Source organism: Roseateles puraquae (assembly GCF_002205845.1).
Lineage (GTDB): Bacteria > Pseudomonadota > Gammaproteobacteria > Burkholderiales > Burkholderiaceae_C > Pelomonas > Pelomonas puraquae.
In genome coordinates, this window is the sequence record NZ_NISI01000002.1 from 66,068 (window position 1) to 83,428 (window position 17,361).

16 protein-coding genes are annotated in these 17,361 nt (G+C 71.0%); 2 read left to right on the forward strand and 14 right to left on the reverse strand.

Annotated features, from left to right (window positions below; translation table 11 throughout):
- Positions 1-15: 15 nt before the first annotated feature.
- The 7 genes from CDO81_RS07380 to CDO81_RS07410 are packed head-to-tail and all read right to left on the reverse strand — an operon-like array spanning position 16 to position 5,842.
- Positions 16-1,473 (reverse strand): radical SAM protein, encoded by a 1,458-nt coding sequence (locus CDO81_RS07380; RefSeq protein WP_088482542.1) that lies wholly within the window; start codon positions 1,471-1,473, stop codon positions 16-18.
- Positions 1,470-2,195 (reverse strand): prolipoprotein diacylglyceryl transferase, encoded by a 726-nt coding sequence (locus CDO81_RS07385; protein WP_206602082.1) that lies wholly within the window; start codon positions 2,193-2,195, stop codon positions 1,470-1,472. Before CDO81_RS07385 ends, CDO81_RS07380 begins: the two co-directional genes overlap by 4 nt.
- Positions 2,192-2,422, reverse strand: coding sequence for a hypothetical protein (locus CDO81_RS07390; RefSeq protein ID WP_088482543.1), 231 nt, complete (start codon positions 2,420-2,422; stop codon positions 2,192-2,194). The genes CDO81_RS07385 and CDO81_RS07390 overlap by 4 nt, the downstream gene beginning before the upstream one ends.
- 3 nt (positions 2,423-2,425) lie before the next feature.
- Complete coding sequence (locus CDO81_RS07395; RefSeq protein WP_088482544.1) at positions 2,426-2,704, reverse strand: hypothetical protein; 279 nt, start codon at positions 2,702-2,704, stop codon at positions 2,426-2,428.
- Positions 2,701-4,599 carry an MFS transporter gene (locus CDO81_RS07400; protein ID WP_088482545.1) on the reverse strand — a complete coding sequence of 633 codons (1,899 nt, stop codon included), beginning with the start codon at positions 4,597-4,599 and terminating at the stop codon, positions 2,701-2,703. The genes CDO81_RS07395 and CDO81_RS07400 overlap by 4 nt, the downstream gene beginning before the upstream one ends.
- Positions 4,596-5,372 carry a DUF2145 domain-containing protein gene (locus tag CDO81_RS07405; protein ID WP_088482546.1) on the reverse strand — a complete coding sequence of 259 codons (777 nt, stop codon included), beginning with the start codon at positions 5,370-5,372 and terminating at the stop codon, positions 4,596-4,598. Before CDO81_RS07405 ends, CDO81_RS07400 begins: the two co-directional genes overlap by 4 nt.
- A complete protein-coding gene (locus CDO81_RS07410) occupies positions 5,369-5,842 on the reverse strand; it encodes a hypothetical protein (RefSeq protein ID WP_088482547.1) in 474 nt (157 codons plus the stop codon). Before CDO81_RS07410 ends, CDO81_RS07405 begins: the two co-directional genes overlap by 4 nt.
- A gap of 190 nt (positions 5,843-6,032) precedes the next feature.
- On the opposite strand from CDO81_RS07410, the gene CDO81_RS07415 reads away from it, so the two are divergent.
- On the forward strand, positions 6,033-6,812 hold the full coding sequence (locus CDO81_RS07415; RefSeq protein WP_144397161.1) for a hypothetical protein: 780 nt from the start codon (positions 6,033-6,035) through the stop codon (positions 6,810-6,812).
- Positions 6,813-6,820: 8 nt separating this feature from the next.
- On the opposite strand, the gene CDO81_RS07420 is transcribed toward CDO81_RS07415, so the two are convergent.
- A complete protein-coding gene (locus CDO81_RS07420) occupies positions 6,821-7,288 on the reverse strand; it encodes a YiaA/YiaB family inner membrane protein (protein ID WP_088482549.1) in 468 nt (155 codons plus the stop codon).
- Positions 7,289-7,396: 108 nt separating this feature from the next.
- Positions 7,397-8,623 carry an amidohydrolase family protein gene (locus CDO81_RS07425; protein WP_088482550.1) on the reverse strand — a complete coding sequence of 409 codons (1,227 nt, stop codon included), beginning with the start codon at positions 8,621-8,623 and terminating at the stop codon, positions 7,397-7,399.
- Positions 8,624-8,750: 127 nt separating this feature from the next.
- On the opposite strand from CDO81_RS07425, the gene CDO81_RS07430 reads away from it, so the two are divergent.
- Complete coding sequence (locus CDO81_RS07430) at positions 8,751-9,530, forward strand: helix-turn-helix domain-containing protein (RefSeq protein ID WP_088482551.1); 780 nt, start codon at positions 8,751-8,753, stop codon at positions 9,528-9,530.
- On the opposite strand, the gene CDO81_RS07435 is transcribed toward CDO81_RS07430, so the two are convergent.
- The 5 genes from CDO81_RS07435 to CDO81_RS07455 are packed head-to-tail and all read right to left on the reverse strand — an operon-like array spanning position 9,527 to position 17,260.
- Positions 9,527-12,310 carry a serine/threonine-protein kinase gene (locus tag CDO81_RS07435; protein ID WP_088482552.1) on the reverse strand — a complete coding sequence of 928 codons (2,784 nt, stop codon included), beginning with the start codon at positions 12,308-12,310 and terminating at the stop codon, positions 9,527-9,529. The genes CDO81_RS07430 and CDO81_RS07435 overlap by 4 nt on opposite strands.
- Positions 12,310-12,885 carry an ECF-type sigma factor gene (locus CDO81_RS07440; RefSeq protein WP_088482553.1) on the reverse strand — a complete coding sequence of 192 codons (576 nt, stop codon included), beginning with the start codon at positions 12,883-12,885 and terminating at the stop codon, positions 12,310-12,312. Before CDO81_RS07440 ends, CDO81_RS07435 begins: the two co-directional genes overlap by 1 nt.
- 6 nt (positions 12,886-12,891) lie before the next feature.
- On the reverse strand, positions 12,892-14,184 hold the full coding sequence (locus tag CDO81_RS07445) for a tryptophan--tRNA ligase (protein ID WP_088482554.1): 1,293 nt from the start codon (positions 14,182-14,184) through the stop codon (positions 12,892-12,894).
- Entirely contained in the window at positions 14,166-15,248 is a 1,083-nt protein-coding gene (locus tag CDO81_RS07450; RefSeq protein WP_338139986.1) for a LacI family DNA-binding transcriptional regulator, read from the reverse strand. Before CDO81_RS07450 ends, CDO81_RS07445 begins: the two co-directional genes overlap by 19 nt.
- Positions 15,249-15,307: 59 nt before the next feature.
- Positions 15,308-17,260, reverse strand: a complete 1,953-nt coding sequence (locus tag CDO81_RS07455) for a glycoside hydrolase family 3 protein (RefSeq protein ID WP_158218185.1) — start codon at positions 17,258-17,260, stop codon at positions 15,308-15,310.
- Positions 17,261-17,361 lie beyond the last annotated feature (101 nt).

The window sequence follows — 17,361 nt, forward strand, 5'->3', positions numbered from 1 at the left end:
GCCGCTGGTGCGGCGTCAGCGCGAGGTCAGCCACGTCACGCCGGGGCTGGCGCGGCGCTGCTCGCGGGCTGCATCCAGCGCCTGCCGGATGGCGGCCAGGCCCTGGGCGCGCTCGTCGCGGTAGAACAGGTTGTAGGCCTCGAAGGGGATCATGCGACCGTCGGGCCGGGCCATGTGCACGCAGCTCTTCTTCAGCGCGCGGATGTCCAGCGACTGCGCGTCCATGAACTGCACGATCAGCACGCGGAACACATCGTGGTAGCCCAAAGCCGGCGCGTCGATGCGCGGCAGGCAGCAGAGCAGCTCCGACAGGCAGTTGGCGCCGCTCTCGGGCGAATGGTTGGTGGAGAAGAGCCGGAACAGCCGCTCCTTGAAGCGCGGGTCGCCCTCGAAGGCGATGGTGCTGCGGTCGCCGGCCAGCAGCGTCTCGGCGTCCACATAGCGGGTCAGCGGCGCCAGGCCATCAGGCGTGCGCAGCGCGTAGGCCATGGCCAAGGTGTCGGGGTTGCAGGGCACGGGCAGCACGTCGTCGAGCGTGAAGCTGCCGCTTTGCGCGGCGATGCGCCGGCGCAGCTCGCTGACGGTCAACCGGTGCCTGGCCGCGTCGTAGCCCTGCACGCGGCCGGCGTCCTGGATGGGCTGCAGCGTCACGCCGCGCACGCAGCGGTGGGCCACGCCGTGGCGGATGACGTCGCCGATCTCGTCGTCGTTCACGCCGCGCTTGACGGTCATGACCAGCGTGGTGGAGAGGTCCAGCGCCTCCAGCCGCGCGAGTGCGGCCTCGTGCGGGCCGCGCAGGTCGGCGCCGCGCAGGTCCATCAGGGCCTCGCGCCGCAGGGAGTCGAACTGCAGGTAGATCTCGATGCCCGGGGCATAGCCTGCCAGCCGTTCGGCAAAGGCCGCATCCTGCGCGATGCGCAGCCCGTTGGTGTTCACCATCAGGTGCTTGATCGGGCGCGCGCGGGCGGCATCCAGGATCTCGAAGAACTGCGGATGCAGCGTGGGCTCGCCGCCGGAGATCTGCACCACATCGGCCTCGCCTTCGCTGGCGACCACGGCATCGAGCATGGCGATGACTTCGTCGAGCGAGCGGTGCGTGAGTCGCTCCGGGCCCGAGGCGGCGTAGCAGGTGGGGCAGCGCAGGTTGCAGTGGTCGGTGATCTCGACGATGGACAGGCAGCTGTGCTGCATGTGGTCGGGGCACAGGCCGCAGTCGTAGGGGCAGCCGTACTGCATCGGCGTGGCGAAGCGCGCGGGCATCTCAGGCGGCTTCACGAACACCTCGCGGCACCGACGGTAGTAGTCGGCGTCATCGCTCACGAGCACGCGCTCGGTGCCGTGGGCGGGGCACCATTTGTCCATGAACACCTGGCCGTCCTTGACCAGGATCTTGGCCTCCACCGGGTGCAGGCAGGTGGTGCAGACGGACTGCGTCGTGTCGTAGAAAAGGTAGGGGCGGACTTTGCGGCTCATGGGGCGGGGCGCAGCGCGCGCAGCGTGAGGGGCAGGTAGACGATCAAAGCCACAAGGCAGGTCCATTGGATGCCCGACAGGCCCAGCGGCCAGGCCACGGGCACCGGCTTGATGAACTCCACCGCGAAGCGCCAGGCCAGGTAGCTGCTCAGGAAGACCTTGAACGCGGCGCCGGGTGTGGCGAAGCGGGCGCGGTGCAGCGACCAGCCCAGGGGCAGGACGATCGCGATCTCGTACACCTGAGTCGGATGCCGGCGCACACCGTCGCCGAAATCCACGCCCCAGGGCAGGGCTGTGGGCAGGCCGTAGGTGTCGTCATGCAGGCCGGCGAGGAAGCAGCCGACGCGGCCGACGGCCAGCCCCACGGCGATCGGCCAGACCATCGCGTCGCCGGTGCTGCGCGTCTGGCGTGTGAGGGCCTTGGCGATCTCCACGCCGATGAGTCCGCCGAGCAGCCCGCCGACGATGCTCTGGCCGGGCCACACCGGCTGGCCCTGCCACATCGCGAGCGCCACGTCCGGTCGCTCCAGCAGGAACACCGCCTTGTTGCCGATGGCCGCCCCCAGCAGCAGTCCGACGACGACCGCGAAATTGCCCGGTGCCAGCGCGCCGCCCGTGGGCTGATGGCGGATGGACGCGCGCCACAGTGCCGCGCCGAGGGCCATGCCGGCCCAGGCGAAGGCGCTGTGCACCCAGGCGGCGGTGGAGGCGGCGAGGATCAAGGCTTGCGATGCGCCAGCCGCCACAGCATCCGCCCGCACCACCAGGCCACGCCGCCGCCGATCAGCAGACTGGGCACGGCGATGACGAGCGCGGCGCCGGCGTAGTTGTCGTGGCGGGACGAGAACATGTCGGGCAGCGACATCAGCGTGAAGGCGGCCCCGCACAAGCCCGCGGCGCCGAAGCCGAGGGTGGCGACGGCCAGCACGAAGATCAGAAGGACACGCATGACTCAGTCTCCCCGGTCCGTGAGGTCGTGCGATGCCGGTGGCTCGCGCCAGCGGACCAGCTTGCGCACGCACAGCCTCGCCAGCAGGACGCCGCCGATCAAGGAGGGCACCGAGATCATGAGCACCATGATGGCCCCGCCGCCGCCGGGTTTGAGCAGTGCCGGCACGGCCTTGACCGTCCAGTACCCGCCGCAGAGCCCGACGGCCCCCACGCCAATCGTGGCCGCGGCGAGCGCGACCAGCGCGAAGGCCCGTCCGACACGGTCGAGATCAGCGCTCATGCGGCCCGCGTGTTGAGCAGGCCCTGCACCCGCGCCTGCAAGCCCTCCGGCGTGACCTGACCCGCCGGCAGCGGCGCGTCCACGGTCAAGCTCACCCGGCTCCAGAAGCCGCGGCGCAGCGGCTTGACCATCGCCTTGCCCCCTTCCACGCGCGAGAAGAAGCTGCCCCACAGATTGCCCAGGGCCATCGGGATGACGGGCAGGTCCGGCCGGCCCTCGATCAGCTTCATGACACCGCCCTTGAAGGGCTGCAGTTCACCGTCGCGCGTGAGGCCGCCCTCGGGGAAGATGCAGACCATCTCGCCGTCGTCCAGCACGGCTTGCGCCGCCGCAAAGGCGGCTTCATAGGTGGCCGGGTCGGTCTTCTGCGGTGCGATCGGGATGGCCTTGGCGAGGCGGAACATCCAGCCCAGCACGGGGATCTTGAAGATCTGGTGGTCCATCAGGAAGCGGATGGGCCGGGGGCTGGCGGCCATCAGCAGCACCGCGTCGACGAAGCTCACGTGGTTGCACACCAGCACGGCCGGGCCGGTGGTGGGCAGGCGCTCGTCGTGCACGATGCGAAAGCGATAGACCAGCCGCGTGAGCACGAAGGCCGCGAAGCGCAGCAGGTATTCCGGCACGATCAGGAAGATGTAGAAGGCCACGATGGCGTTGGCGATGCCGACCGCCAGGAAGACCTGAGGAATGGTCATGCCCGCGCCCAGCATGGCACCCGCGGCGATCGAGCTCGCGATCATGAACACCGCGTTCAGGATGTTGTTGGCCGCGATGATGCGAGCCCGGTGGCTGGGCTGGGCGCGCAGCTGGATCAGGGCATACATCGGCACGCTGTACAGGCCGGCGAACAGGGCCAGCAGCGTCAGGTCAGCCAGCACGCGCCAGTGGGCCGGCACGGCCAGGAAGGCGCTCACGGTGTAGGGCTCGGCGGCGGGCAGACCGGTGGACGCGAAGTACAGGTCGATCGCGAACACGCTCATGCCGATGGCGCCCAGCGGCACCAGGCCGATCTCCACATGCCGCTTGGACAGCATCTCGCACAGCAGCGAGCCGATGCCGATGCCGATGGAGAACACCGCCAGCAGCAGCGAGGCCACCTGCGGGCTGCCGTGCAGCACCTCCTTGGCGAAAGCCGGGAAGTTGGACAGGAACACCGCCCCGAAGAACCACATCCATGAGATGCCCAGCAGCGAGCGAAACACCGCCAGGCCCTGGTGGGCCAGCTTCAGGTTGCGCCAGGTCTCGGTGAAGGGGTTCCAGTTGATGACGAGGTCGGGGTCGGTCGACGGGCTGGGCGGAATGGCCTGCGCCGTGGCGCGGCCGAGCACCGCCAGCACCAGGCAGGCGATGGCCACGTGATGGGGGCCCACCACCGGCGTGTCCACCAGCACGCCGCCGAGCAGCTGGCCCAGCAGGATGGCGACGAAGGTGCCCATCTCCACCATGCCGTTGCCGCCCGTCAGCTCGCGTTCGCTCAGCTGCTGCGGCAGGTAGGCGTACTTCACCGGGCCGAACAGCGTGGAGTGCAGGCCCATCAGGAACACGCAGGCCAGCAGCGCGGGCACGTTCGTCGTCCAGAAACCCCAGGCGGCGATCACCATGATGGCGATCTCCAGGCTCTTCACGAGCTGCATCAGGCGCGCCTTGTCGTGCTTGTCGGCCAGCTGGCCGCTGGTGGCCGAGAACAGCACGTAGGGCAGGATGAACAGCGCCCCGATCACCAGCCCGGCCATCTTCGGCTCCAGCCAGCTCAGCTGCAGCTGGTAGGTCACCATCAGCGTGAACGCGAACTTGAAGACGTTGTCGTTGGCCGCGCCGAGGAACTGCGTCCAGAAAAAGGGCGCAAAGCGGCGCTGCCCCAGCAGGGCGAACTGATTCGGGTGTTCTTGGCTCATTGCGGGACGAGTTGAGGTGCTTGTGAGAGGCCGGTGCGCTGCAGCCACGCGAACATGGAGTCGACCGTGACCGTGTCGATGTGGCTGCTGAAACGACGCGCGCTCGGATGATCGTCGAAAGCGATGTTCGCGCGAGTCAGGCGACCCCCTAGTCGCGTCAGCGTGGACAGGTGCAGGTCGGTCGGCTCGTAGCCCTGGTGCTGCAGCCAGTCCTGCGCCGCCCGGCGGCTCACCACGCCCGGCGCGGCAGCACCGGCCAGGGTCTCCAGCGCCCATTGGTTGCTCTGCTGGTAGCGGGTGCCGAAGGCATAGGCCACCATGCTGTAGCGCGGTTCGTGGAAGCGCGCCACGCGGGTGTTGTCGGCCAGCACGGGCAGCAGGGCCTGCTGGAGTTCGGGCTTGAGCACCACGAAGGCGGCCTCGTAGCGGAAGGGGTTGTCCAGGAAGAACTCGCCCAGGCCCTGACGGTAGACCGCGGCCTGGTCGGTGCCGCAGTGGTTGAGCTTGTGCACCACGCGCCAGACGCCGTCCTGGCGGTAGGCCAGGCCCAGGTGCGACCAGCGCAGGCCGTACTTCGACAGGTCCTGCCCGGCGCGGGCCAGCACGGCGACGTCGGCGCCGCTGGCGTCCAGGGCCCGCAGCGTGGCCTCGGCCAGGCGCAGGCCCTGTTCGACCTGGGCCGTTGAGGGCGGCTTCTCTTCGCAGGAGCGACCCGCGTGGGCTGGCGCCGCCAGCGTCAGCGCGAGGGCCGCGGCAGCCAGGGCGCGCTTCACCGCGTCACCCGTTCGTTGTGCAGCAGGGCCTTGCCGATCTCGTTGGGGATGAAGGCGATGACCTCGCCCGCAGCTGACAGCAGCGTGCCGGCCCCGATCACCGACACCGCCACCGCAGCGCCGGTGGACACCGCGAAGCCCTCGGCCAGCTTGCCGGCGGTGCGGATGCTGATGCGCACGCCATCGGACACGCGCTCCAGCACCCACACCGTCGCGCCGCCCACCACCTGCACGCTGACCACGACCAGCGCCGTGCCCGCCGACAGCAGTGCCACCGGGGCGGCACTGAGCGCCACGCCAGTGGCGCTCACGGCGCCCACCGACAGGGCCACCGGTGCCAGCGAGATGGCGAGGCTGGCTTCCGACAGGCTGGCATCGGCCCGGGCGGCCGGCGTGGCGGCGAGGCTGGCACACAGCGCCAGGCCCATCAGCAGGGGTGTCAGGCGACGAGGGCGTTGAACTGGGTTCATGGGGCAGGACCGAAGTCCGGAAGTGAAGACGGCCGGATGTTGCGTGAAGCCCTGGGTGGCGTGCGAGGAATCGTGAACGGGTGCACGCCGAGCGCCGGCGGGTAGCGTGCAATGACACCGGCTGGTTAGGATGCCGCGGCCCGGCTGCCGCGCTATCGTGACGGCGCCTGCGGTGTCTTTTGTCCAGCTCATGCCTGCTCCTCCTCCTGAGTCCTCTTCGCGGCTGGCCGTCGGTGCCCAGCCGGTGAACCGGCGCACCCACCGCCCGCTGGCCGCGGCGGGCGAGGACGCGCCCGAAACCCTGCAGCTGCGTCAGCAGCAATTGCGGGCGCGGCACGAACTCGGTCGGCCGCTCGCCGCCGGGCCGCAGCCGGCGCGCGCCCGTGCGCCGCTGCCGCTGGCCGCGCGCGTGCAGGCCGGGGTGGGCGTGGTGTCGCTGTCCGGCGCGTTGTTCGTCGCACAGCCGCTTGCGATGGGGGTGCTGGTGGTGGTGGGCGCCGTGAGCCTCACCTGGGCGGCCCGGGGCTTGTGGCGCGCGCCGCGGCCGGTGCCCGGTGTGCCGGGCGAGCTCTTGCCTGCGGCGGCACTGGCGTCGCTGGACGCGTTGCTGGTGCGCGCAGCGCCCGAGCTGCCCGAGGCCGCCAAGCCGGTGCTGCAGCGTATCAACGCAGCCCTGGCCCAGGCCCAGCAGCCCGAGGTCATCGCAGCGCTCAGCCTGCAGGACCGTGCCTTTGTGCTGCAGACCGTCGTGCGTTACCTGCCCGACAGCCTGGAGGCTTTTCTGCGCCTGCCGCCGTCGCGCCGGGCGGTGCCGTTGGCCGATGGCCAGCCGAGTGCTGATGATGCGCTGGTGCAGCAGCTCGGCGCCGTCGACGAACGCCTGCAGCGCTGCCTGCAGGCGGGTCACGATGAGGCGGCCGAGGCGCTGCTCAGGCAGCAGCGCTTCCTGGACGCCAAGGCTCGCGAGTAGCGCCCGCCTCAGGCGGCGCGGTTGCCGGCGTCCACTTCGCCGCGGGCGCGCTGGGCGTTGGACTGCTCCAGCAGGTCGGCCTCGTGGCGGTCGCGCAGGGTCTTGGCCAGCGTGAAGGTGCTCGACACGAGGAACAGCCAGGACACGCCCATGTAGCGCTTGATCCAGGCGTCCATCTCCATGCGCCACAGGCCCCAGGCGGTCAGCGCCAGGGCGGCGGCCAGCGCGATCCAGACCATCATCACCCAGCCCTGGGTGTCGACCTGGCCATCGCGGTTGTCGCGCTGGGTCTTGGCCACGGCAAAGCAGGAGAAGACCGAGAAGATGATGCCGATCGCCAGGAAGGCGCGGTCCAGGTCCTGTCCGGGGGCGCCGAACACGCCCCAGCCGCAGGCCAGCAGCGAGAGAACGAACGAGGCCCAGACCTGGATGCGCCAGGAGTTGGTGTCGCGTTGCATGACGAAGCGGGTGGCCATGGTGAAGAGTTCCTTGTGCTGTCTTGGGGCCGCGATGTTCGGCGATGTCGGCCGGCGCGGCCTCGGGAATAGTGCCGGGTGGCGTGCCAAGCGCCTCGAAGTTGCGCCTCATGACACGCTTGGCCGCTCGAAGTGGGGGCGCGTGGCGAACACCGCGGGCGACCAGGCGGACCCTTGCCAGCGCACCCGGCGCTTGAGGGCGAGGTCGAACAGCAGCGGGTTGTGCTCGCGCAGTGCCGCCAGCGGCGCGACATCCGCCTCGGCCAGCAGGCCGGCACGCACCAGCGCGGGCAGGCGCAGCAGCGCCGCGATGCCGGGCAGCGGGTAGTCGGAACCCTGCAGCAGGCGTGCGTGCCAGTCGCTGCGGGCCAGCAGCGCGCGGGCGACCTCGGGGCGGCGGTTGGTCTGCAGCACGCAGGAGATGTCGCCCATGAGATGCGCGCCCCAGCCTTCGTCCATCAGCCGGGCGAACAGCGAGAAGGCGCTGACCTCGCGCGGGCGCCGGGCATCCAGGTCCAGTGCATGCCCCAGCGAGCCGCAGTGGGCGACGATCACCCGCACGCCCCGGGCCAGCGCAGCGCGCACGTGCAACGGGTTGCCGAGGTCCTCGCGGCCGGCGCCGGGCACGGCCTTCTCCTCGCCGCAGTGCACGATGACCGGCAGCCGTGTGCTGGCCAGGCGCTCGTAGAAGGGCGTGAGCCGAGGGTCGCGCAGGTCGATGGCCATGCTGGACGGCAGCCACTTCAGCGCCACGGCGCCTTGTGCGAGCGCGCTGTCGAGGCGGTCCAGCGCATCCGGCCGCTGGGGGTGGATGGACGCCACCCAGCCGAAGCGATCGCGGTGTTGTGCGGCCACGTCGGCTGCGTAGGCATCGGGCACGTGGAAGGTCGTCTGCGCCACCACGGGGCGGCCCTGCGCGTCGCAGGCATGGTCGAAGGCGAACAGCAGCCAGCGGGCACCGGCGGGGAAGTCATCGGCCAGGGCGCGCAGCCGCTGCACGTAGGCGCGGTCCACGCTGGGTGCATCCGGCGGCACGCAGGCGGCGTTGAGGATGAAGCGCTTGCGCAGCGACTCGATCGGGTGCCACCACTGGTCGAGCTGGGCATTGATGGTGCAGCCGGAGCCGGAGTCGCCGGTGCCCAGCAGGTGGGTGTGCACGTCCCAGAGCTGGTCGATGGCCAGACCATCGAAGCTGGCGGCGACGAAGTCACGCAGCGCGGGCGGGATGCCGGGGCGGCATGGGTTGAGCAGGCTGGCACGCGCGGGGTCGGCGAGGCTGGTGAACAGGCCCGCAGCGGCGGCGCCGCAGCACAGCAGGTGACGTCGATTGAGCATTCAGGCAACGGAAGGCGGGTGGCGAAGGCCGCGAATGTCGCGAGCACCCGGCGGAGGGCGGCCGTATTTCTCGCCGCGGTGCAGGCCTTGCGCCAGACGGTGGCGTCATGCGCTACCGTCGCGGGCCATGTCGAGCACGCAATCCCTTGTCGCCCTGATCAAGGCCGAGCTGAAAAGCCAGGGCCTGAGCTATGCCGAGCTGGCCGAGGCGCTGGACCTGTCCGAGAGCAGCGTGAAGCGCATGCTCGCGCCGGGCGGCGAGATGCCCCTGTCGCGGGTGGACGAGATCTGCCGTGTGCTCAAGCTGGAGTTCGCCGAGCTGGCTGGCCGGCTGGCCGCGCAGGCGCCGACCCTGCGTGAGCTGAGCCTGGAGCAGGAGCGCGCCGTCGTGGCTGACCCGAAGCTGCTGCTGGTGGCCATCTGCTGCCTGAGCCATTGGGCCATCGAGGACGTGCTGGCCCGCTACCGCATCACCGAGGCGGATGCCATCGCGGCGCTGGCGCAGCTCGACCGCCTGGGCGTCATCGAGCTGCGGCCGCACAACCGCTACAAGCTCAAGGTGGCCAAGACCTTGCGTTGGCGGCCGCAGGGGCCGGTCATGCAGTTCTTCCGCGAGCGGGTGATGGCCGACTTCTTTGCCGGCGGCTTCGATGGCGACGGCGAGATGCTCACGCTGGTGCACGGTGAGTTCGGCGCCGGCCATGCGCGCGAGCTGGCCGAGCGGCTGCAGCGCGCGGCTGACGATTTCGCGCGCCAGCACCTGCTCGACCAGAAGCTGCCCTCGTCGGAGAAGCGCCCCTACAGCGTCGTCATCGGCCTGCGCTCCTGGGTGTTCGAGGCCTTCCGTGACCTGGAGCGCGCGGGGCTCGGCCAGCGCAAGTCGGACTCGATCAGCCCCAGGCGTTAGAAGCGCCAGTCACAGTCTTTGGGCGCGCTGCCGTCGGCCAGGCGGGCGGCGGTCTCGGTCAAGGGATGCGCCGTGGGCGTGAGGCTCACGAGGTTGGCGGGACGGGCGCTCTCGGCGCGCGTCAGGGCCTGCTGCCACGGGTGTCCGGCGGCGCGCAGGGCGCAGGCGAGCTGCAGCCGGGCGCTCCACTCGGGCAGGCCTTGCGGTTCGGGCAGGGTGTCGAACCAGGCCGAGCGGGCCTGGGCGGCGGTCAGCCAGGCCGCGGTGCCGCCGTTGAGCCGGGCCTTGAACAGCTCGATGCGCGTGGACAAATTGCGAGCCTGGGCGAGCAGCGGGGCCAGGGTGCTGAGCCGGTGTTCGATGTCGCGGGCCAGGGCCTGTCCGGCATCGCCTGCGCCGGGGGCGAGTGCCACGCGGCCGAGCATCAGCAGGCCGTCGGCGCGGCGCACGTCGCCAATCAGCGGTGCGGCATCCAGCGCCTTCAGCGCCTGCACGGCGGCTTGCACCGTGTCTGCGTCGGCGCGCCCGGCAGCCAGGGTGCGGGCTTCGAGCAACTGGGCGCGGCGCAACAGGCCGGTGACGGCATCGTCCGCACCCGCCGACTCGGTCTCCGCCTGCGCGCGTTGCAGCTGCTCCAGCGCGGGGGCGAACTGGCCGAGCTGCTGGAAGTAGACCGCGAGCATCTGGCGCATCAGCGTGCTGGCGTGATTGCCGGGGCGGGCCACGGCCTCCCAGCGGCGGATCAGGTCGTCACTGCGTGCTGCGGCCTCGGAGAAGGTGTCGCGGGCCAGCCGCCAGCGGATGAAGGCGAGGTTGCGTTCCAGCACCAGGGCCGGGCGCATGCGGTCGGGCTCCGTCGGGTTCCAGAACGGGCGCGCCCGCTCCAGGGCGCGCTCGGCGTCCTGCAGCCGGCCTTCGGCGGCGTAGACCACGTTCTCGTAGGTTGCAAAGCCCGCGTGCTCGAACGGCTTGCCGGCGTTGAGCGCCTCGTTGGAGCGCTTGGCCACGGCGAGTTCGCGCTCGGCATCGGCGAAGCGGCCCAGGCGCGCATAGGCGGGCATCAGCTGCAGCCGCAGGCCGTGGGACTTCTCGCTCATCGGCCCGTACAGCGCGTCCCAGCGCTGCAACAGCGGCTCCAGCAGCTCGATGATGGGCTGGCCGCCGCCGATGGCGGTGTGCACGCGCGCCAGCGCGACGGTCGCGGCCTCGGTGCGCGGGTCTTCCTCGCCGAAGGCCTGACGCGCCTGTGCCAGCCGCTGTTCGGCCAGCGGTGCGGCCACGTCGAAGCGCTGCAGCGCGAAATAGGTCTTGACCAGCGTGTCGAAGATGCGGTCCTTGATCTCGGGCTGGTCGTTGAAGCGGGTGGCCAGCTCTTCGCGCTTGCGGTCCAGCAGCTCCACCACCGTGGGCTGGCGGCCGCCGTTCTGGTCGGGGCTGGCCGCGCCCAGCAGCTCGGCGAGGTAACTCGTCACCTGCTCGGACTCGCGCGCTGCGGCCTGGGCCTCGCCCCGCTGCCACAGGCTGACCACCAGGCCCAGGCTGAGCGTGGCAAAGACCAGCGCGCCGCCGATGGCAATGGCCGCATTGCGGCGGGACCAGAGGTAGAGCCGGTGCCGCCAGTCCTCGGAGCGCACGCTGACGGGGCGTTGCTCCAGCCAGCGCTGCAAGTCGTCGATGAGGGCGCCGACGCTGGCGTAGCGCTCGGCGGGGTCCTTGCGCAGCGCCTTGGCAGCCACGGCTTCGAGGTCGCCGCGCGCCTGGTCGGCATCGGGCGGTCGCCCGGGGCCGTGGTCACGCTCGTCTTCCTCGGCATCGGCGGTGCGGCTCAGGCGCGTCGGCTCGGTGTGCAGTACCGCGTGTTCGAGCGCGGTGCGGCTGCGGCCCCGGTTGCCGAAGGGCAGCTGGCCGCTGGCGAGTTCGTACAGCATCACGCCGAGCGAATACACGTCGGCCGCCACCCCGATGGCACCGCCGCGGATCTGCTCCGGCGCGGCATAGGCCGGCGTCAGGCGGCGGCCGGCGATCAGGGTCAGCTGGCTGTCGGCCTGCATGCCGGCGTTGTTCAGCAGGCCGGCGATGCCGAAGTCCAGCAGCTTGGCGTTGCCGCGGTCGTCCAGCATGACGTTGCTGGGCTTGAGGTCGCGGTGCACCACCAGCTGCGCATGCGCATGCTCCACCGCGCGGGCCACTTCGATGAGCAGGCGCACCCGCGCGGCCAGCGGCAGGTCGCGGCTGCGGGCATGCTCGGAGAGGGTCTGCCCGGACACGTACTCCAGTACGAGGTAGGCGCGGCCGTCCTGCTCGCCGGCATCCAGCAGCCGTGCGATGCCGGGGTGGGTCAGGCGGCCCAGTACGGCCCGCTCGCGGGCGAAGCGGGCCATCAGGCCGGGGGTGGCGAGATCGTCGCGCAGCAGCTTGATCGCGGCCTGGCCCTGGTAGAGGCCGTCGGCGCGCTCGGCGCGCCAGACCTGGCCCATGCCCCCTTCGCCCAGCAGGGCGACGAGCCGCCAGTCTCCCAGGCGGTCCCCTGCTTGCGCCGGGGGCAGGTCGCTCGGCTCGGCCAGGGCCGCGGCCAGATGGGTCTCGAAGCCGGGCAGCGCGGCCAGCAGCGTGGCGTCGTCGTCCGGCAGCGAGGCCAGCATGCGCGCCAGGCGTTCGGCCAGCTCGGGTGGCTGCAGCGTGGCCAGCCGCGCTTCGCGTTGCTCGCGTGGCAGCTCGGCGAATTCGTCGAACAGTGCCGACAGCCGTTGCCACTCGCTGGGCTGCAGGCGGCTGTCCATCAGTAGACCGTGTTGGGGGCGTCGCCCAGCAGTTCCTGCAGCAGCGCGCGGGCCTTGAGCAGCTCGCGGTTGACGGTGCGGGTCGACTGGCCGCGCAGCTCCGCCACCTCGGCAATCGTGAGGCCGGTGAAGCCCACCATCTCGATGAGCTCATACAGCCCGCGGTCCAGGCCCTGCATGCGGGTCAGGGCGCGGTCCAGGCCGATCATGTCGACGGCGGGCGTGCCGTCGGCTGCCACGTCGCCGGCGGCCGAGAGGGTCACCATCACCGCGTCGCCGCCGCGCTTGTCGCGGCCTTCGCCGCGGAGATGGTCGATGACGACGGAGCGCAGCACGCGGCCGACGTAGGCGAAGAACTGGCCGCGCGTCTCGCCCTGCAGGCCTTGTTGGTCGGCCATGCGCAGGAAGCCCTCGTGCACCAGGGCCGTGGTGTTGAGCCCCGCGGCGTGGCCGCTCTGGGCCAGGCGAATGCGGGCGACGCGCTTGATCTCGGGGTAGAGCAGGGCATAGAGCCGCTGCAGCGCCTCGGGGTCGCCCTTGGCGGTGCCGATCAGCAGCTCGGTGACGTCCGCCATGGCGACTCAGGCCTCCTGGAAGGCGGCCAGCGCGGCCGTGATGTCGGCCTCGGTGCCGGCGCGCTGCACGGGGGCGTCCGCCGTGAGCGCGGCCGCGCCTTCGCGCTTGAGCCGGGCCACCCACTGGCCGGCATCGCGGCCCTGCTCGAAGCCCTGGCTCTGCAGCAGCAGCTCACCGTCGGCGGACAGCAGCTTGAAGTAGAACTTGCCATCGGTCTCGCGGTATTGCTTGAACACCGGCAGCGCCGCTTTTTCGGCCTTCGCGGCGACGGTGGTGGCCGTCGAGGTGTAGGCCCGCAGGCCCACGGCCTCGCGCAGGCGCTGCAGCGCCGGGCCGGCCAGCGCGCGGGCGCGGGCCGCGCCGGCCTGCAGGATGGCTTCGAGTTCGGCCGGGTTGGCCATCAAGGCTTCGTAGCGGGCGCGCATCGGGCCGATGTGGCTGTCGATCAGGGCCACCAGCTGCTGCTTGGCCTCGCCCCAGGCCAGGCCGGCGTGCAGTGCGGCGCGGAAGCTTGCGCGCTGCTCGGGCGTGGCGAAGGCGTCGTAGAGGGTGACCAGGGTCTGGCCGTCCGGGTCTTTCGGTTCGCCGGGCAGCTTGCTGTCGGTGACGATGCGCGCGACCGCGTCCTTCAGCGCCTGGGCGCCGCCTTCGAAGAGCGGGATGACGTTGTCATAGCTCTTGCTCATCTTGCGGCCGTCCAGCCCGGGCAGCAGCTCCATCTCGGCGTCGACCACCGCTTCGGGCAGCACGAACAGCTCCTGCCCGCGGCCGTAGAGGTGGTTGAAGCGCTGGGCGACGTCGCGCGCCATCTCGATGTGCTGCACCTGGTCCTTGCCCACCGGCACCTTGTGCGCATTGAACATCAGGATGTCGGCCGCCATCAGCACCGGGTAGCTGAACAGGCCCATGCTGACGTGGGCGTCCGGCTCCTCGCCAGCAGCGACGGCCGCATCCACCGCCGCCTTGTAGGCGTGCGCGCGGTTCATCTGGCCCTTGGCGGTGACGCAGGTCAGCAGCCAGGTGAGCTCGGGGATCTCGGGGATGTCGCTCTGGCGGTAGAAGACGACGCGTGCCGGGTCCAGCCCCGCGGCCAGCCAGGTGGCGGCGATGGAGCGGCTGGAGTGGGCGATGCGGTCGGGGTCGTCGCACTTGATCAGCGCATGGAAGTCGGCCATGAAGAAGAAGCTCTCCACGCCGGGGGCGCGGCTGGCTTCGATGGCCGGGCGGATGGCGCCGACGTAATTGCCGAGATGCAGGGTGCCGGTGGTGGTGATGCCGGTCAGGACGCGGTGGGACATGGGCTCAAACCAGAGTTCAGCCCTCGATTGTGGCGTCTGGCGGGTTTTAGTTCCGCTTGCGTGACGCGGGGGCGGCGACCGAGGCCCGCCAGGTGACGGAAATGTCGAACTGCCGGTCCACCGGCAGAGCCAGGTCGTAGCAACGGTTGAGCAGCCAGTGCAGGCCCGCCAGCGTGACCTCGTGGCTCGGGATGTGCACCGAGGCGCGGCGCGGCGAAGGCGGCGCTGGGCGAATCGTCATAGCCCAGCACCGACACCTCGTGCGGCACTGACACGCCGCGCTCCTGGAAGTGGGCCAGCAGGCCGATGGCCATCTCGTCGTTGGCGCAGAACACGGCGGTCGGCAGGCGTTTGCCCTGGAGCAGCAGGCCCGCCGCGTCCCAGCCGGCCTGGTTGGAGAAGTCGCCGGGCACGGTGAGCACCTTGGACGGGTCCAGCCCCTGGCGGGCGAGTTCGCCCATGAAGCCCTCCAGCCGTGCGATGTTGTCGGGCGAGGTGGTCGGGCCGGAGACCACGGCGATCTGCTTGTGCCGGTGCTGCAGCAGGGCGCGCGCGGCCTGCACGCCGCCCTGCACATGGTCGGCCGTGAAGCACTGGGCCTTGATGCGCTCGAAGTGGCGGTTGAGCACCACGACCTGGCGCGCCGCCGGGCCCAGGGCCTTGAGGTCTTCGTCCTGCAGCGCGTTGGACAGCACCACGAGACCGTCGCAGTCGCGGTCGAGCAGGAAGCGCATGCCTTCGTTGGTCTCGACGCGCTCGTCCTCGATGCCTTCGCCGAAGGCCACCACCATGTGCAGGCCCTGGGCCCGCAACACCAGGTCGATGGCGCGCAGGATGGGCGTGTAGTAGGTGCCGCGCAGGAAGGGGATGTAGACGCCGATCAGCTTGGACGTGCCCGCGCCGAGCGAGCGCGCGGCATGCGACGGCCGGAACTTCAGCTGGGCGATGACCTTGCGCACCCGCTCGGCCGTGGCCGGCGCGACGGAACCGTTGCCGCTGATGACGCGTGAGGCGGTGCCCACGCCCACCCCGGCCAGTCGTGCGACATCCTTGATCGTTGCCATTCGCCCTCTGCTTGTTCTGGCGCGAATTGAATCACAGCGGGCGTGGCCTCACGCGGCCTTCACAGAGGGCAGATGGGCGCCGGATCAGCCGGCTCGGGCAGGGGCCGGGTGTTGACTAGGGTCTCCTTGCCGCTGAGCCCGCCGCCGATGGGCCACCAGGGCCGGGCTTCATGCGTGCTGAACTGGCAGGGGCCGGCAGGCCATGGGAAGGACAGGCGGCCCTGGAAGCCCGCCCAGGGGCGTCCGTCGGCGGGTGCGATGAGTACATCCGTCAGGCCGGCGCCCTCGGTGCCCGGCTGCCAGGCGGCGATGAAGGCATCGCTCTTGTTGGCCAGGTCGTTCACGTACAGCGGCCGGCCCGAGTACAGCAGCGTCACGACTGGCGTGCCGCGGCCGGCCACGCGCTGCAGCACGGCGGCGTCCTGCGGGTGGCGGCGGCTGTGGCGCAGGTTCTCGGTCAGGCGCACATCGCCTTCGCCTTCGGCATAGGGCGTCTCGGCCAGCACGGCGATGACGGCGTCGAACTGCTTCGGGTCATGCCGGCTGGCGTCGGCGTCGAACGTGACCTGGGCCGTGCCCAGGCGCTGGCGCAGGGCGGCCAGCAGCGTGGTGCCCTGGGGGAAGTCGGCATTGGTGGTGTCGCGGCCCTGCCAGGTCACGCTCCAGCCGCCGGCCTGGTGAGGCAGGCTGTCGGCGGCAGCGCCCACCACCAGCAGGCGGGCCGTGGGCTTGAGGGGCAACAGCCCGGGCCGGTGCTTGAGCAGCACGAGGGATTCACGCACCGCGCGGCGTGCGAGGTCGGGGGCCTGCAGCGCGTCCATCGTGGCCGGCACCGCGCTGGGGACGGCCATGCTGAACTTCACGCGCAGGATGCGGCGAACGGCGTCGTCCAGCCGCGCCATCGGGATGCGGCCGTCTTCCACGGCACGCAGCGTGTTGGCGTGGAAGGTTTTCCAGTGGAAGGGCACCATGACGATGTCGATGCCGGCGTTGATGGCGTCCGGGCAGTCGTCGTTCTTGCAGCCGGGCAGCTGGCCGATGCCGTCCCAGTCGCTGACGATGAGGCCGTCGAAGGCCAGGCGCTGTTTGAGCAGGTCGGTCATCAGCGTCTTGTTGCCGTGCATCTTGCCGTGCTGCACGTAGTCGGCGCTGTTGGTCCAGCTGCTGAAGGAGGCCATGACGGTCAGCACGCCGGCGTCCAGCGCGCCGAGGTAGCCGGCGCCATGCACCTGGGCCAGCTCGGCGGGCGTGCTGCTGCTCACGCCCTGGTCGATGCCGCGGCGGGTACCCCCGTCGGCGATGAAGTGCTTGGCGGTGGCGAGTACGCCGCGGCCGTCCTTCAGGCCGTCCTGCAGGCCTTCGACCGCGGCCTGGCCCAGGCGGCGCACGAGGGCGGGGTCTGCGCCGTAGCTCTCATAGGTGCGGCCCCATCGCACGTCCTGCACGACGGCGAGCGTGGGTGCAAAGGCCCAGTGCACACCGGTGGCGCGCACCGCGCGGGCGGTGGCCCGGCCGATGTCGCGCACCAGCTCGGCATCGCGCGTGGCGCCGAGGGCGATGTTGTGCGGAAAGATCGTGGCGCCGCGCACGTTGTTGTGGCCGTGCACGGCGTCCGTCCCCCACAGCAGCGGGATGCCGGGTGTGGCCTGCTGGGCCGCCGCCTGGAACTGGTCGGACAGCGCCCGCCATTGCGCCGGGCTGGCTGCACGGTCCATGCCGGGCCAGCCGCCGCCGCCGTTGAGCACGGTGCCGATGGCGTACTCGCGCACCTCGTCGGGCGTGATGGTGCGGATCTCGGGCTGGGTGATCTGGCCGACCTTCTGCCGCACCGTCAGCGTCTTGAGGGCGGCTTCGACGCGGGCTTCCAGCGCGGCGTCGCGCGCCGGTGCGCGCGTGGGCCAGGCCTGCAGCACGGCTGCGTCGTCGGGGCTGGCGTGGGTCGCGTGGAGGGGTGCGGCCAGGCTCAGGGCGGCACAGAGCAGGCGGAGTTGGCGGCGGTGGCGTCGGGTCATCGTGTGCGCTCGGGGTGAGGTGCGACGGTAGGGGCTGAAGCAAAAAAACGTCAACCCTCGGGGCAGCGAGATTGACATGGCCAACTTTGCCGCATTAGATT